The sequence below is a fragment of the Streptomyces caelestis genome (genome assembly GCF_001279005.1).
In the GTDB taxonomy this organism is placed as follows: domain Bacteria; phylum Actinomycetota; class Actinomycetes; order Streptomycetales; family Streptomycetaceae; genus Streptomyces; species Streptomyces heliomycini.
Window position 1 is genome coordinate 61342 of sequence record NZ_LGCN01000096.1, and the last position, 15941, is coordinate 77282.

A 15941-nucleotide genomic window follows, 5' to 3' on the forward strand; every position below is an offset into this window, starting at 1 on the left:
GGGTGCGAGCGCCGTTCAGCCCCGCAGGGCCGCCAGTCGGCGGCGGGCGGGGCCCAGGGCGCGGCCCCGGCGCGGCAGATCCGACCACGGCTCGGTGCGGACCTGCTCGACGGCGTCGGCGACGGTCCAACGGCGGGCGTGCAGGTCCGGATCGTCCAGCTGGTCCCAGGAGACGGGCGTGGCGACGGGGGCGCCGGGCAGGGCGCGGACGGTGCCGGGGGCCACCGCGGTCTGCGCGTAGGCGTTGCGCTGCACGTCGAGGTAGAGCCGGTCGCCGCGGTCCTTCTTGCGGGCGGCGGTGGTGAGCCGGCCGGGGTGGGCGGCGGCGAGGGTGTCGGCGACCTCGCGGGCGAAGGCGCGCACGTCGTCGAAGTCGTGGTCGCCGGCCAGCGGCACGATCACGTGCAGGCCCCGGGAGCCGGTGGTCATCAGCGCCGAGGGCAGGTCCAGCTCGTCGAGCAGCTCCCCCAGCAGCCGGGCGGCCTCCCGCACCGTCTCGAAGTCGTCGCCGGAGGGGTCGAGGTCGAAGACCAGCCGGTCCGGCCGGTCGATCCGGCCGGTGCGGGACAGCCAGCGGTGCAGGGTGATGCCGGCCTGGTCGACGAGGTACAGAAGGGTGGCGGTGTCGTCGCACACGGTGTGCGTGACGGTGCCGCCCTCCTTGGCGACCTCGGCCCGGGTGATCCAGTCCGGGTAGCCGTCCGGGGTGTTCTTCTGCATGAACGCCGGGCCGTCGATGCCGTCCGGCCGCCGGTCCAGCATCAGCGGGCGGCCCCGCAGGTGCGGCAGCATGAACGGGGCGACGGCCCGGTGGTAGTCGACGAGATCGCCCTTGGTGTACTCCCCGGTGCCCCCGCCGCCGGGGAAGAGCACCTTCCCCGGCCGGTGGATCTCCACCCGGCGACGGCCGGCCCGTACGGTGCGCGGCCCGTCGTCGCTCACGACACGACCGCCTCCCCCACCAGCAGCCGGCCGGCCGCCGCGATCGACTCGGCGTCGATCCCGGCGGCGTGCAACTGCTCGTCCGGGGAGGCCGAGCCCGGCACGGTGCGCACGCCCAGCCGCACCAGGCGCGGTACCGGACGCCCGTCGGCGAAGGCCTCCGCGACCGCGTCCCCGAGGCCGCCCTCCGGGTGGTGGTCCTCCACCGTCACCAGGCAGCCGGTCTCCTCGGCGGCCGTGCGCAGCGTCTCCCGGTCGACCGGCTTCACCGAGTACAGGTCGATCACCCGTACGGCGATGTCCTCCTCCGCCAGGGCCTCCGCGGCGGCCAGCGCCTCGGGCACGGTGACGCCCGCCGCGACGAGGGTGAGCCGGTCGCGGTCGGAGGAGCGCAGCACCTTGCTGCCGCCGACCGGGAACTCCTCGTCGGGGCCGTAGATCACCGGGCTCGCACCGCGCGAGGTGCGCAGGTAGCGGATGCCGTCGAGGTCGGCCATCGCGGCGACCAGCCGTGCGGTCTGGTTGGCGTCGCACGGGTACAGCACGGTCGAGCCGTGCACCGCCCGCATCATCGCCAGGTCCTCCAGGCCCATCTGGCTGGGACCGTCCTGGCCGATGGCGACGCCCGCGTGCGAGCCGACGAGGTTGATCCCGGAGCCGCTGATCGACGCCATGCGGATGAAGTCGTGGGCGCGGGTGAGGAAGGCCGCGAAGGTGGCGGCGTACGGCACCCGGCCGCGGGTCGCCAGGCCGACCGCCGTGGCGACCATCTGCTGCTCGGCGATGTAGCACTCGACGTAGCGCTCGGGGTGTTCCTTGGCGAAGGCCTCCGCGCGGGTGGAGTCGCCGACCTCTCCGTCGAGGACGACGACGTCGCCGCGCGCGGCGCCGAGGGCGGTCAGCGCCTCGCCGAAGGCGTTCCTGGTGGCCACCTCCTCGCCCTTGTCCCAGCGCGGCAGTTCCAGGCGGCCGGTGTGCGGGGCGGGCGGCGCCCCGTCGGCGGGCGGCTGCGCCACCCGGACGCGCAGGTCGCGGGGGCCGCCGAGCTCGGCGATGGCCTCCTCGGCCTCGGGCAGCGGCTTGCCGTGCAGGCCCTCGCGGTCCTGGACCGCCTCGACGCCCTTGCCCTTGAGGGTGCGGGCGAGGATCGCGGTGGGCTGGCCCTTGGTGGACAGGGCCTCCCCGTAGGCGCGGTCGACGGCGTCCACGTCGTGGCCGTCCACTTCGACGGTGTGCCAGCCGAAGGCCTGGAAGCGGCGGGCGTAGGCGTCCAGGTCGTGGCCGTGGCGGGTGGGGCCGCGCTGCCCGAGCCGGTTGACGTCCACGATCGCCGTGAGGTTGTCCAGGTGCTCGTAGGCGGCCTGCTCGGCCGCCTCCCAGACGGAGCCCTCGGCCAGTTCGCTGTCACCGCACAGCACCCACACGCGGTAGTCGGCGTGGTCCGGACGCTTCCCGGCCAGCGCGATGCCGACGCCGACCGGGAGGCCCTGGCCCAGCGAGCCCGTGGCCGTCTCCACCCAGGGCAGCCGGCGCGGGGTGGGGTGGCCTTCGAGGCGGCTGTCGTTCTCGCGGAAGGTGAGCAGTTCCTCGTCGTCGATGGCGCCGACCGCCTTGTAGGTGGCGTACATCAGGGGCGAGGCGTGTCCCTTGGAGAGGACGAAGCGGTCGTTGGCCGGGTGGTCGGGGCGGTCGAAGTCGTAGCGGAAGTGGCGGGCGAACAGCACGGCCGTCAGATCGGCCGCGGACATCGACGACGTGGGGTGCCCGGAGCCCGCGGCGGCCGCGGCGCGGACACTGTCCACTCGCAACTGCTGTCCGAGCTCGACGAGTTCACCGGTGTTCATGAGTCTCCTTCGGTGGGGCGGTCGGTTCGCTTGACGGGGCCGGGCGCGACGTCAAGGCCGGGCGGCGGCTGGTCCGGGGGCGGGGTGACGGCGGGCTGGTTCCTCGCGGGCTCACCACCGGGCTGATTCCTCGCGGGCTCACCACCGGGCTGATTCCTCGCCGGCTCACCACCGGGCTGATTCCTCGCCGGCTCACCACCGGACTGCTCCTTCGCCGGCTCCGAACCCGGCCGCCCCGGCTTGCCCGGCACCCGCGCCAGTTCCGGCGACGCCGTGTCCAGCGGCACCGACCAGGACCGGACGAGCCCCAACTGGACTGCCTGGCGCGGCAGTACGGCGTCGAGGAGCCAGTCGGCGGCCACCCGGACCCGGTTCCCCGGCATCGCCGCGAGGTGGTAGCCGCGGGTGACCGCGCCCGCCGCGATCCCGGACAGGTTCACGCCGAGCGGGTTGGCGGCGGCCTTGACACCGCCCAGGTCCACCACGAACCCCATGTCCTTGTGCCGGTAGGCGCGTCGTTCGCCGTCGCCGAACGACGCGGCGACGTTGTGCGCGCACACCTTGCCCTGCCGCCAGGCGTGCTGCGCGGTCATCGGGGTGTACGAGCCGGGCTTCTCCAGGTCGGGCACCGCGGCGGCGTCCCCGCAGGCGAACACCTCGGGACGGCCCGGCACCCGCAGGTGCGGGTCGACGAGCAGCCGGCCGCGTTCCATGGGCAGTCCGAGGGACTCGACGAGCGGGTCGGGGCGTACGCCCACGCACCACACCAGGGTGCGGGTGTCGACGAACTCCCCGTCGGTCAGCAGCACTCCGTCGTGCGTGGCCTCCTTCACGGAGGTGCCCATCCGTACGTCCACGCCCCGTTCGCGCAGGACCGTGTCGGCCGTGCGGGAGAGCCGCTCGTCCAGCTCGGGCAGGACCCGGTCGGCGATGTCCAGCAGCATCCAGCGCGGCCGCATTCCGGTCCGCAGGGGGTGTCTGGCGACCTGCGCGTCGGTGAACAGCTGGCCGTGCGCGGCGACTTCGGTGCCGGTGTAACCGGCTCCGACCACGACGAAGGTGCAGCGGGAGGCGCACCGCCCGGGGTCGTCGGTGGCGGCGGCGAGCTCCACCTGACGGGTCACGTGGTCGCGCAGGTACAGGGCTTCGGGCAGGCCGCGGAAGCCGTGGGCGTGCTCGGCGACACCGGGGATCGGCAGCAGCTTGTTGACGCTGCCGGCCGCGAGGACCAGCCGGTCGTAGTCGAGGGTGCCGCTCTCGCCCTCGGGGCCGGTGTAGTGCACCTGCCGTGCGTCGAGGTCGATGCGGTCGGACTCCCCCAGCACCAGCTTCACGTGCGGCAGCGTGCCGGAGAGGGAGACGGTGACCCGGCGCGGCTCCAGGACGCCGGCGGCGACCTGGGGCAGCAGGGGCAGGTACAGGAAGTAGTCGGTGGGGTTGAGCAGGACGATCTCGGCGCGGCCCTTGGCCAGCCGGGACAGGGTCCGGGCCGTGCGGTAACCGGCGAAGCCGGCACCGACGATCACAATGCGGGGTCGACTCACGGTTCGCCTCCGGCGCTGTCGCGTACGTCGGGAGACTTCCGCGTCCCCCCCGGCGGGGTCCGCCAAACGTCCGGCCGGTTTCCGCCCGGCCCCCCGGGTACCCGCCCCGGGACCCGAACCGCCCACATCGCGGAGGCACCCCCCATGCCCGAGTACGGCTATTTCCTCTCGTGCGAGCAGTACGGCCCCGCAGAGCTGATCGAGCAGGCGCGGATGGCCGAGCAGGCCGGATTCCAGGCCCTGTGGATCTCCGACCACTACCACCCGTGGAACGACGAACAGGGGCAGAGCCCGTTCGTGTGGTCGGTGATCGGCGCGCTGTCCGAGGCGGTGTCCCTGCCGGTGGGGACGGCGGTGACCTGCCCGACCGTGCGGACGCACCCGGCGGTGGTGGCGCAGGCGGCGGCCACGGCCGCGGTCATGTCGCCGGGGGAGTTCCGGCTCGGCGTGGGCACGGGCGAGGCGCTGAACGAGCACATCCTCGGGGGCCCCTGGCCGCCCGCGCACGTACGCCTGGAGATGCTGGAGGAGGCGATCCAGGTGATGCGCCGGCTGTTCACCGGCGAGGAGGTCAACCATCACGGCACGCACTACACGGTGGAGAACGCCCGTCTGTACACCGTGCCGGACGAGCCCGTCCCGATCGACATATCGGGCTTCGGCCCGGCGGCGACCAAACTCGCCGCCCGGGTCGGCGACGGCTACATCACGATGATGCCGGACACCTCGATGGTGGAGCAGTACCGCAAGGGCGGAGGCGGCGGGAAGCCGGTCAGCGGTGGCACCAAGGTCTGTTACGGCACCGACCGTGACGCGTGCGTGCGCACCGTGCACCGGCTGTGGGCGAACGAGCAGCTGCCCGGCGAACTCGGTCAGGTGCTGCCGTCGCCGAAACACTTCGAGCAGGCGCAGACCCTGGTCACCGAGGACATGGTGCGGGAGAACCGGGTGTGCGGCGACGACGTGGACGAGCACGTCGCCGAGCTCCGGCAGTTCGCCGACGCGGGCTTCGACCGGATCTACGTCAACCAGATCGGCCCCGACCTGCGCGGCTTCTTCGACTTCTACCGCACCAAGGTGCTGCCGCAGCTCCAGCAGACCGGCTGAGCCGGGGAGGCCGGAGCGGTTTCCCGAGCGGAGGGCTCGCGCCGCTCGTGGAGGGCGCGAGCGCGCTGGACGTGCCGGGCACGGCGGCCGGCGCGTTCCCGGCGCCGGACGTCACGCCGTGGGGCTTGGGGGCACGGCCGCCGGAGCCTTTGCCGGTACGGCTGCCGAGGGGCGTGCCGGGCCCGAGGTCGTGCCCTTCGACGGCGGCCCGGCCCCCACGGGCTGCTCGACCGGCCCCACCAGGGGCCTCGGTCACGGAACAGCCGCCCCTGCGGGCCACGGCCGACCGCCCCGTCCTCATCGAACCGGCCGTACGGAACGCCACGGAGCACAGGGCGGGCCGGCCGACGGGCGGCCTCCGAGGCGGGCGCTCGGTCGTGCCCGGTCTCGGGACGGTCGCTCCCGTGGGTCGCCGCCCCGGTCGTCGCGAGGACCCCGTGGTCCCGCGGCGGAAGCCGTGCCGTCGGCTTCCCGCAGCGGGTCAGGCCCGGTGGTGGGGCGTGTCGGGGTCGGATTCCGGCCGCGGCGGCACACCGACGGTGGGCGGCGCGGACGGCGCCGGCGGAACGGGGACCGACCGGCCGCCGGGTGCGGTGGCCTGCGCGGGAACGGCCCCGGACGCCGTGGGCCGGGCCGCGCCGCGCAAGACGTACGCCAGCACGCCCAAGGCCACGGCCGTGATCAGTGCGGCGGCCCAGCCCGGCAGGACCAGGTCGAGGGCGAGGCCCACGGCCAGTGACACGGCCGCGCCCGCGTACAGGGCGGCGGCGCCGGATCCCGCGTACAGGGCGGCCCTGCGGCGCTGTCCCCGCGCCTGTTCGCGCAGTTCGTCGCGTACGGTCTCGCGGGCCGCCCGCGCCAGTTCGTCGACCAGGTGCTTGTCCAGATGCTCCAAGCGCTGCATGGGCGTCGGATACCCGTGCCCGGGGTCGCGTAACGCCCGCGAGCCCGGAGCGTGGAGATCGTCCACGCCGGGCTCCCGGCCGGAGCCGCCCCAACTAGGCTCGTAGCCATGGAGATTCTGGGTACCACACTGCGTGTCTGCGTCGACGACATCGAGACCGCCATCCCCTTCTACGAGCGACTGGCGGGCGGCAGGGCCCTCCGGTTCGAGCGGGGCGGCGTCCAGGTCGCCGCGGTCGGCTGCTTCCTGCTGATGAGCGGTCCCCCGGCCGAACTGGACGTGCTGCGCAAGGTCGCCGCGACCCTCGCGGTCGAGGACGTCGAGGAGACCCGGCGGGTGCTCGCGGAGATGGGCGCCGACATCCTCGCGGGTCCGCTCCCCACGCCCGTGGGCCGCAACCTGATCGCACGGCACCCGGACGGGGCGGTCTACGAGTACGCGGACCGCCGCTCCTGACGCGGCCGGTCACGGCGCGGGCCGCGCCCGGGAGTCGTACCGGTCCGGCGGCGGCCCGCCCGGCCGGCGACCGCGCGGCCAGGGCCCCGCGCGGCGGGGCCGGGAGTCAACGCCCCTTCGTCATCTCGCTGGTGAGCGCCCAGCGTTGGTGGTCGCGCCAGGCGCCGTCGATGAAGAGCATCTTCGGCGAGAAGCCCTCCAGGCGGAAACCGCAGGCGCGGGCGAGGGCGATGGAGGCCGTGTTGCCGGGCTGGACGTTGATCTCCAGGCGGTGCAGCCGCATCGGGCCGAAGGCGTACCGCACCACGAGGTCCAGGCCCTTCGCGCATCAGCCCGCGCCCGGCCGCGTGTGCGAAGGCGCCGTAGCCCAGCGCACCGCACAGGAAGCCGCCCTCGACGATGTTGTTGATGTTGATGAACCCGGCGAGGGCGCCGTCCGCCTCCTTCTCGCAGACCAGGAACCCCGCCTTGGCGGGGTCCTCGATCAACCGCCCCGCGTACGCGGCGTACTCGCCCCGGCTGTCCGGCGGGAACAGCCAGGGGTGGTGGAGGTCCTTGCTCTCCCGTGCGCGGGCCGTGAATTCGGCTCCGTCCGCGTGCGTGAAGTGACGGATCCCCACGCGGTGGCCCTCGGCGAGGTAGCGGGAAGCGGTGTGCGGCACCCTGCCACCCTACGACGGGCCCGCGCGCGGCGCGGGCCGGTCAGCTCAGCGCCGGTTCGTCCAGGGTCAGCGTGCCCGCGCCGGCGTCGAGTTCCGCCGTGACGCCGAACGGGACGGTGAGCGCGTCGTCGCAGTGTCCGAACCCGAACTGCTCGGCCACCGGCACGCCGAGGCCGCCGAGCCGGTCGGCGAGCAGCGCCCGCACCCCGTCGTACGGCTCGCACCGGGCCCAGGAGCCGAGCAGCAGCCCGCGGACCCCGTCCAGCCAGCCGGATCGCGACAGTTGGGTGAGGTAGCGGTCGAGGCGGTACGTCTCCTCCCCCACGTCCTCCAGGCACAGCAGTCCGCCGCGCGCGGAGGGTCGGGCGTGTGCGGTGCCCAGGTCGGCGGCGAGCAGCGAGAGGCAGCCGCCCAGGGTGACACCGCGCGCCCGCCCGGGGACGAGCGCGGCGCCGTCGGAGCGGACGGTGCGGACCGTCTCGGGGGAGAACAGCGTGGCCCTGAGGTGGTCCTGCGCCCGCGCGCTCTTCACGAAGTCGACGCCGGCGGCCATCGGGCCGTGCAGGGTGACGAGACCGAGCCGGACCGCGAACGCCTGGTGCAGTGCGGTGATGTCGCTGAACCCGACGAACGCCTTCGGCCCGGCGGCCCGCATCGCCTCCCAGTCGAGCAGGTCGACCATGCGCTGTACGCCGTAGCCGCCGCGGGCGCAGATCACCGCGTCGACGGCCGGGTCGCACCAGGCGGACTGCAGATCGGCGGCCCGGTCGGCGTCGCCGCCCGCGAGGTAGCCGAACTCGCCGTGCCGGTCCAGGACATGGCGGCCCACCACGGGGTCGAGGCCCCAGCCGCGCAGCACGTCGAGCCCGGCCTGGAGCCGCTCCTCGGGCACCGGACCGCTGGGCGCGACCACGGCCACCCGGGCGCCGGGAGCCAGGCGGGCCGGCCGGCGCAGCGGCTCGACCCGGCTCACGTGCCCAGCTCCAGGGTCGGCACGCCGGGTGGTCGCGCCCCGAACACCTGGGCGTACAGGGACAGCTCCGCCTCCAGGGCGCGCACCATGGTCTCCGCCCGCCGGAAGCCGTGCCCCTCGCCCTCGAAGGCGAGGTAGGCGTGCGGCACGCCCCGGCCGGCCAGCCGGGCCAGGAAGCGCTCGCACTGCGCGGGCGGGCAGATCACGTCGTCCAGCCCCTGGAGCATCAGGAACGGCACGGTGAGCCGGTCGGCGTGCGTGACGGGCGAGCGTTCGGTGTATCTCCCGGGCACCTCGGCGCGCGGACCGATCAGGCTCTCCAGGTACTGGGACTCGAAGTCGTGGGTCTCCCCCGAACCCCAGCCGGTGAGGTCGAGCACGGGGTAGCCGATGGTGCCGCAGGCGTAGACGTCGGTCGTGGTGAGCGAGGCGGCGGCGGTCCAGCCGCCGGCGCTGCCGCCGCGGACGGCGAGCCGGTCGCGGTCGGCGGTGCCCTCGTCGGCGAGGGCCAGCGCGACGGCGGCGCAGTCCTCGACGTCGACCACGCCCCACTGTCCGCGCAGCCGGTTGCGGTACTCCCGCCCGTATCCGGTGGAGCCGCCGTAGTCGACCTCGGCGACGCCGATGCCGCGCGAGGTGAAGTAGGCGATCTCCAGGTCGAGCACGAGCGGCGCCCGGCCGGTGGGGCCGCCGTGCGCCCGGATCACGTACGGGGGACGCTCGTCCGCGGGGCCGGTGCACCCGGGGTTGCGCGGCGGGAAGATCTGGGCGTGGATCTCGCGGCCGTCCGGCCCGGTGAACGTGCGGGCCCGCGGCTCGGGGTAGTACGCCGGGTCCACCGCGTCCTCGTGGCGGGCGCCGATCACCCGGGCGTGGCCCGTCCGGGTGTCCAGCTCCACCACCTCGTGGGAGCCGCGCGGGCCGGCCCCGACGGCGACGACCCGCTCGCCGTGTGCCGCGAGGGTGGGCGCGAACTCGCTCCACGGGCCGGCGGCGTCGACGACCTCGCAGGTCTCGGGGTCGAGCACGCCGAGCACGGGTGCGCCCCGGCCGTGCAGGACGGCGATCAGGCCGCCGTCCAGCGGCGCGAACCAGCGCAGGCCCAGCTTCCACAGCGGTCCGCCGAACTCCTCCTCGCGCGGGCAGACCGGCGTCCCGTCCCGGTAGAGGTTCCACCAGCCGGTGCGGTCGCTCGCGTACAGCAGCCGGCCGTCGGGGGTCCAGTCGACCTGGGCGACGGACTCCTCGGGTCCGCCGGCCACCGTACGGGCGTCGCGCAGGGTGCCGTCGGCGGCGACGTCGGCGACGAGCAGTTCGGTGCCGTCCCACGGCATGCGCGGATGGTCCCAGCCGAGCCAGGCGGCGCGCCGCCCGTCCGGCGCGAGGCGCGGCCCGGTGACGAACCGGTGCCGGCCGTCGCTCAGTTCCCGCACGGCGCCCCGGTCACCGGCGGCGGAGCCGTCCAGCGGTACGGCGGCCAGGACCCGGCGTACGTCGCCGGGGCCGTCGCCGGTGAACTCCTCCAGGACGCACCACACCTCGCCGCGCTCCGGCAGCAGCACCGGCTCGGCCCAGCGCAGCCCCTGCCCGACCGGGGACACGGGGGTGAGCGGCCGGGGCTCGCCGCCCGGCTCGTACCGGTGGAGGCGCTGGTCGGCGAAGTCCACGAACACCACGAGCGGGACACCGCCGCGCACGGTGCCGGCCCAGGGCCGGCCGCCGTACTCGACGACCCGGCTCCGCACGTTCCACGGCGCGGGCAGGACGGACTCCTCGGTGCCGTCGGCGTGCCGCCGCACCAGGCCGCGCCGGCCGGCCTCGGCGGGCCGGGGCTCGGTCCACCACACCTCGTCGCCGACGAAACCCACGAACTCGGGGCTGCCGTCGTGGGCCGCGGCCGTGGCCGCGTCGATGGGCGAGGGCCACTCGCCGTACGCCAGGGTCCGCACCGTCTCCCCCACTCGCTCAGGCCGTCCGCAGGAACCGGTCGAGGACGCGGACGCCGAAGTGGAGCGCCTCGACCGGGACGCGCTCGTCGACCCCGTGGAAAAGGGCCTGGTAGTCGAAGCCCTCCGGCAGCTTCAGCGGCGCGAACCCGTAGCCGGTGATGCCCAGCCGGGAGAACTGCTTGGCGTCCGTGCCGCCCGACATGCAGTACGGCACCACGTGCCCCTCGGGCGCGAACTCCTGGACGGCGGCCCGCATCCGGGCGTACGTCGGCGAGTCCAGCGGCGCCTGGAGCGCCACCTCGTGGTGCGCGAACTCCCACTCGACGTCCGGCCCGGTGAGCCGGTCCATGGTCGCGCGGAACTCGTCCTCGGCGCCCGACAGATACCGTCCGTCGACGTGCGCCACGGCCTCCCCCGGAATCACGTTGACCTTGTAGCCGGCGTCCAGCATCGTCGGGTTGGCGCTGTTGCGGACGGTGGCCTCGACGAGCCTGCCCGCCGGGCCGAGCTTGTCCAGCAGGGCGTCCACGTCGGACAGGTCCGTCTCGATGCCGTACACCGCGGCGATCTCGGTGAGCGCGGCCCGCACGGTCGGGGTGAGCCGCAGCGGCCACTGGTGCTCGCCGATGCGGGTGACGGCGGCGGCCAGGCGGCTCACCGCGTTCTCCCGGTTGACCTTGGAGCCGTGCCCGGCCCGGCCGCGCGCGGTGAGCCTCATCCAGGCCGTGCCGCGCTCGCCGGCCGCGATCGGGTAGAACTGCCGCCCGGCGCCGTCGTGGAAGGTGAACGCGCCCGACTCGCCGACGCCCTCGGTGCAGCCCTCGAAGAGGTGGGCGTGCCGGTCGGCGAGGAATCCGGAGCCGTCCTCGGCGCTGGCCTCCTCGTCGGCGGTGAACGCGACGACGACGTCCCGCCGGGGCCGCACTCCCTCGCGCGCCCAGGCCCGCACCACGGCGAGGATCATCGCGTCCATGTTCTTCATGTCGACCGCGCCGCGGCCCCAGACGACCCCGTCGCGGACCTCCCCGGAGAACGGGTGCACGCTCCAGTCGGCGGCCTCGGCCGGGACGACGTCCAGGTGCCCGTGGACGAGCAGCGCGTCGGCCGACGGGTCGGTGCCCTCCAGCCGGGCGACGACGTTGGCGCGGCCCGGCGTGCGCTCCAGGAGCACCGGCTCGAGCCCCGCCTCGGCGAGCCGTGCGGCGGCGTACTCGGCGGCGGGCCGCTCCCTGCAGTCGCCCCCGCCCCTGTTGGTCGTGTCGATCCTGATCAGGTCCGACGTGAACGTCACGACCTCGTCCAGGGCCCGCTCGTCAGCCATACTGCTCCTCCACCGCGGCCGAGGCGATCGTGGTGACCGCCTTGAAGGTGCGGATCCCGTCGTACATGGTCCCGCTGGTGTACGCCACTCTCCGCTCGCCGGTGCGGGTCACGCCCGGCACGACGGTGACGGCCATCGCCAGGTGCTCGGCGTCGAACTCCACCGCGACGGTGAACGGCCCGCCGTCGACCGGCTCCCGGCGCACCGCCAGCGCGGCCGCCTCCTCGGCCGCCGCGCGGATGTCGGCGGCCGTGCGGGCCGGGGTGCGGCACACCGCCGCGTACCGGGACACGTGGTCCTTGACGGCGACCTTCAGCGCCTCGGGCGCGTAGCCGAGCGCGTCCTCGCAGGCGACGTCGTCACCGGTCACCAGGATCACCGGCACCCCGTACTCGGCGGCCACGTGCGCGTTGAGCAGGCCCTCGCCGGCCCGTACGTCGTCGACCCAGACCCCGGTGATGGAGTTGGCGAGGAAGGTGTGCGCGAGCACGCCCTCCATGCCGGCGCCGGCGTGGTAGCCGATGAACGCGATGCCGTCCACGTCGCCGTGCTGCACGCCCTCGACCATGGACAGGGCCTTGTGCCGCCCGGTGAGCAGCTGCGCCCGCTCGTCCAGCCGCTCGAGCAGCAGGTTGCGCATGGTCCAGTGCGCCTCGTTGATCAGCACCTCGTCGGCGCCGCCGGCGAAGAACCCCCGCACGGCGGCGTCGACGTCCGAGGTGAACAGGGACCGGCACCGCTCCCACTGGGGAGTCCCCGGCAGCACGTCGGCCGGCCAGGTGACACCGGTGGCGCCCTCCATGTCGGCGCTGATGAGGATCTTCATGGTGCCTCACGTTACGCGTCGGCCGGGGTCCCGATCCACGAAGGGGAGGGGAAGGCTCCCGCGCTCACCGGAGCGCGCCGCGTCCGGCAGCGCGGGGGCCCTGGCCGCGCCGGCCGCCCGCTCGGCGTGCCGACGGCGCCAGTAGGGGTTGTCGTGGGGCAGCCGGCCGGAGACGCGGCCGTACATGCCGAACGTCGCGATGAGCAGCCCCATGACGAAGCTGAAGATCACATTGGTCATCCCGAAGTCCAGGATGTTGGCGGGGCGGTCCAGGACGAAGGTGTGGGCGAAGCCGCTCAACACGAACAGCCCGCCGACCGTCATGTTGAGGGTGGAGGCGAAGTTGCCGCCGACGACGGCGCCGACGAGCAACGCGCATCCCACGACGGTGGAGATGACGCTGAGGGCCACGTTGGTGGTCATGCCGGCGATCGTGTCGCCGGACGTGTCGAACGGACTGAGGGCGTCGGCGAAGCCGAGGCCCGCGAAGGTCAGCAGGACCAGGCCGCACAGGGCGGCTCCGTAGCGGTACACGGTCGCCAGGTGGTGGTCGACCGGAAGTTCGTCTCGCAGCTTCATGTCACCGTTTCGCCCGGGAGAGTCCCCTTGGATGCGGAATCGGGCTGTTCCTCCCCGGGTGTCCCTCCGGGGCCGGGGGCGCCGTCGGCATGCCGACGGCGTCCCCCGTGCTTACGGTGAACAGGACGAACGCCGTAACGGAACAGGAGCCGTCGCATGCCGGTCACCGGGAGCCCGTTGCACGGAAGGACCGCCGTCGTCACCGGAGCGGCGCGCGGCCTGGGAGCGGCGATGGCGCGAGAGCTGTCCGCACGGGGGGCGGGTGTGGCGCTGCTCGGCCGGGAGGAGCGGACGCTGAAGCGGGTCCAGGACACCCTGCCGGGCGCCTGCGGGTGCTGGGAGGTCGACGTCACGGACGACCGGGGCCTGGCCCGGGCCGGCGCGGACATCCGCGCACGGCTCGGTCCTCCCTCCGTCGTCGTCGCCAACGCGGGCGTCGCCGAGGGGGGACCGTTCGCCGAGTCCGATCCCGCGGTGTGGCGCCGGGTGATCGAGGTCAACCTCATCGGCAGTGCCGCCACGGCCCGGACGTTCCTCGGGGACCTGCTGGACACGTCCGGCTACTTCCTCCAGGTCGCCTCGCTCGCCTCCATCGGCGCGGCTCCCATGATGAGTGCGTACTGCGCGTCCAAGGCGGGGGTCGAGTCGTTCGCCCACGCGCTGCGGGCCGAGGTGGCCCACCGGCGCGTGGGCGTGGGCATCGCCTACATCAACTGGACCGACACCGACATGGTCCGCGACGCGGACGAGTTCGCGGTGCTCCGTGAGCTGCGCGGCCACATGCCGCCGCCGGCGCGCAGGGTGTACCCCGTCGAGTACGTCGCGGGCCGCCTGGTCACCGCGATCGAGCGGCGGCGCCCGTCGGTCTACGTGCCCGGCTGGCTGCGGTCGGCCCAGCTCGTCCGCGCCGCCCTGCCCCCGCTGGTGACGCTGCTGTCGCGACGCGAGCTGCCGCGGCTGGCCGCCGTCGAGCCGTTCGAGGCCACCGGGCTCCTGGGCGCCGGCGTCCCGGCCGGCCGGGACGCCTCCCGGCCCCCTCGTGGGTAGGCCCCGTCCCCTCGCCCGGGGGTCACGGCGAACGGGTGCATCCACCGGGCCGGCGGCCGGTGAAGTGGCTGCGCGGGGCCGCGGCCCGCGTCGGGGCGACGGGCAGGGTCGCCCTGTCGCGCTCATGATCGGGCGCAAGAGGGAAGTCGTGACGGACACATGGGAGGAACGGTCGTGGCGGTCGAGGACGAAGAGCGGAACGGCGAGCGGCTGCACTGTCTGGTCACCGGGGCGTCCGGGTACGTCGGCGGGCGCCTGGTGCCGGAACTGCTGCGGGCCGGGCACCGGGTCCGCTGCCTGGCCCGCTCCCCCGGCAAGCTCCGCGACCACCCTTGGGCCCCGGACGTCGAGACCGTCCGCGGTGACGTCACGGACGCCGCGTCCCTCGCCGGGGCCATGCGCGGGGTGGACGTCGCCTACTACCTGGTGCACGCCCTGACCACCGGCTCCGGTTTCGAGGACACCGACCGTCGCGCCGCCCGGAACTTCGCCGAGCAGGCGCACGCCGCCGGCGTACGGCGGATCGTCTACCTGGGCGGGCTCACCCCCGAGGGGGTGCCCGAGCGCTCCCTCTCCCCGCACCTGCGCTCCAGGGCCGAGGTGGGGCGGATCTTCCTCGACTCCCCGGTGCCCGCCACGGTGCTGCGGGCGGCGGTCGTCATCGGCTCGGGATCGGCGTCGTTCGAGATGCTGCGCTACCTCACCGAGCGCCTGCCCGTGATGGTGACCCCCAGCTGGGTGCAGACGCGGATCCAGCCGATCGCGGTCCGCGACGTGCTGCGCTACCTCGTCGGCTCGGCCGGCATGCCGCCCGACGTCGACCGGGCCTTCGACGTCGGCGGGCCGGACGTCCTGACCTACGAGGAGATGATGCGGCGTTACGCCGAGGTCGCCGGGCTGCGGCGACGGCTCATCGTCCGGGTGCCGGTCCTCACCCCGCGGCTCTCCAGCCACTGGGTGGGCCTGGTCACCCCGGTGCCCGCCGCCATCGCCCGTCCGCTGACCGAGTCGCTGCGCCATGAGGTCGTCTGCCGGGAACACGACATCGCCCGTTACGTGCCCGACCCGCCGGGCTGTCCACTGCCCTTCGACGAGGCGCTGGCCCAGGCGCTGCGCAAGGTCCGGGACGCCCAGGTGGACACCCGCTGGTCGTCCGCGGCCGTGCCCGGCGCGCCCAGCGACCCGCTGCCCACCGACCCCGACTGGGCCGGCGGCAGCCTCTACCGGGACGAACGGTCCCTGCCGGTCGACGCCTCCCGCGCGTCGCTGTGGAAGGTCGTCGAGGGCATCGGCGGCGAGAACGGCTGGTACTCCTTCCCGCTCGCCTGGGCGGTCCGGGGATGGCTGGACCGGCTCGTCGGCGGGGTCGGCCTGCACCGCGGACGGCGTGACGCGGCCCACCTGCGGGTCGGTGACTCCCTGGACTTCTGGCGCGTCGAGGAGATCGAGCCGGGCCACCTGCTGCGGCTGCGCGCCGAGATGCGGCTGCCCGGACTCGCCTGGCTGGAGATGTACGCCGAGACGGACCCCGCCGGCCGGACCCGCTACCGCCAGCGCGCCCTGTTCCATCCGCGCGGCCTCCTGGGCCACGCCTACTGGTGGAGCGTCTCGCCGTTCCACGCCGTCGTCTTCGGCGGCATGGCCCGCAACATCGCGCGGGCCGCCGCCAAGGACGGGGGCGCGCGCGGACCGGCGGCGCGCACGGGCCGTGCCCCGCGCGCCCGCCCCGCGCACCGGTCCCGTCCCTGACCGCCCGGCGCCGCACCGCCTCACCTCATCCCACCAGG

The 15941-nt window shown here is 74.7% G+C and carries 13 protein-coding genes and 1 pseudogene; 4 read left to right on the forward strand and 10 right to left on the reverse strand.

Annotated features, from left to right (window positions below; all coding sequences use genetic code 11):
- Positions 1-15 precede the first annotated feature (15 nt).
- From ligD to ADK41_RS09645, 3 genes are read right to left on the reverse strand one after another with little or no spacing between them, the layout of a single operon-like run.
- A complete protein-coding gene (gene ligD, locus ADK41_RS09635; RefSeq protein ID WP_030819133.1) occupies positions 16-942 on the reverse strand; it encodes a non-homologous end-joining DNA ligase in 927 nt (308 codons plus the stop codon).
- Entirely contained in the window at positions 939-2786 is a 1848-nt protein-coding gene (locus tag ADK41_RS09640; protein ID WP_030819135.1) for a transketolase, read from the reverse strand. The genes ligD and ADK41_RS09640 overlap by 4 nt, the downstream gene beginning before the upstream one ends.
- The gene (locus tag ADK41_RS09645) at positions 2783-4330 is read right to left on the reverse strand and encodes an NAD(P)/FAD-dependent oxidoreductase (protein WP_030819137.1); all 1548 of its coding nucleotides are present in this window, start codon (positions 4328-4330) and stop codon (positions 2783-2785) included. Before ADK41_RS09645 ends, ADK41_RS09640 begins: the two co-directional genes overlap by 4 nt.
- 144 nt (positions 4331-4474) lie before the next feature.
- Here ADK41_RS09645 and ADK41_RS09650 point away from each other — a divergent pair, with 144 nt between their 5' ends.
- Positions 4475-5437 (forward strand): LLM class F420-dependent oxidoreductase, encoded by a 963-nt coding sequence (locus ADK41_RS09650; protein ID WP_030819139.1) that lies wholly within the window; start codon positions 4475-4477, stop codon positions 5435-5437.
- A 481-nt stretch (positions 5438-5918) separates the two neighbouring features.
- Here the strand turns inward: ADK41_RS09650 and ADK41_RS09655 are convergent, their stop codons facing one another.
- Positions 5919-6341 (reverse strand): phage holin family protein, encoded by a 423-nt coding sequence (locus tag ADK41_RS09655; protein WP_030819141.1) that lies wholly within the window; start codon positions 6339-6341, stop codon positions 5919-5921.
- 108 nt (positions 6342-6449) lie between these two features.
- Between ADK41_RS09655 and ADK41_RS09660 the strand changes: the two genes are divergently transcribed.
- On the forward strand, positions 6450-6797 hold the full coding sequence (locus tag ADK41_RS09660; protein WP_030819143.1) for a VOC family protein: 348 nt from the start codon (positions 6450-6452) through the stop codon (positions 6795-6797).
- 106 nt (positions 6798-6903) lie between these two features.
- Here the strand turns inward: ADK41_RS09660 and ADK41_RS09665 are convergent.
- The 6 genes and pseudogenes from ADK41_RS09665 to ADK41_RS09690 all read right to left on the reverse strand — a co-directional run bounded on the left by ADK41_RS09665 (position 6904) and on the right by ADK41_RS09690 (position 13107).
- A pseudogene (locus ADK41_RS09665) lies at positions 6904-7459 on the reverse strand (GNAT family N-acetyltransferase).
- Between the two features lie 40 nt (positions 7460-7499).
- Entirely contained in the window at positions 7500-8432 is a 933-nt protein-coding gene (locus tag ADK41_RS09670; RefSeq protein ID WP_030819145.1) for a S66 peptidase family protein, read from the reverse strand.
- Positions 8429-10393, reverse strand: a complete 1965-nt coding sequence (locus tag ADK41_RS09675) for a prolyl oligopeptidase family serine peptidase (RefSeq protein ID WP_030819146.1) — start codon at positions 10391-10393, stop codon at positions 8429-8431. The genes ADK41_RS09670 and ADK41_RS09675 overlap by 4 nt, the downstream gene beginning before the upstream one ends.
- A 4-nt stretch (positions 10394-10397) precedes the next feature.
- Entirely contained in the window at positions 10398-11702 is a 1305-nt protein-coding gene (locus tag ADK41_RS09680; protein WP_030819149.1) for a M20/M25/M40 family metallo-hydrolase, read from the reverse strand.
- Complete coding sequence (locus tag ADK41_RS09685) at positions 11695-12528, reverse strand: M55 family metallopeptidase (protein WP_030819151.1); 834 nt, start codon at positions 12526-12528, stop codon at positions 11695-11697. The genes ADK41_RS09680 and ADK41_RS09685 overlap by 8 nt, the downstream gene beginning before the upstream one ends.
- Positions 12529-12534: 6 nt before the next feature.
- Positions 12535-13107: a DUF4383 domain-containing protein gene (locus ADK41_RS09690; protein ID WP_051842784.1), complete on the reverse strand. Its 573-nt coding sequence runs from the start codon at positions 13105-13107 to the stop codon at positions 12535-12537.
- Positions 13108-13263: 156 nt separating this feature from the next.
- Here ADK41_RS09690 and ADK41_RS09695 point away from each other — a divergent pair, with 156 nt between their 5' ends.
- Positions 13264-14154 carry an SDR family oxidoreductase gene (locus ADK41_RS09695; RefSeq protein WP_030819155.1) on the forward strand — a complete coding sequence of 297 codons (891 nt, stop codon included), beginning with the start codon at positions 13264-13266 and terminating at the stop codon, positions 14152-14154.
- A gap of 159 nt (positions 14155-14313) precedes the next feature.
- Positions 14314-15903, forward strand: a complete 1590-nt coding sequence (locus ADK41_RS09700) for an SDR family oxidoreductase (protein WP_037803258.1) — start codon at positions 14314-14316, stop codon at positions 15901-15903.
- Positions 15904-15941: the final 38 nt, after the last annotated feature.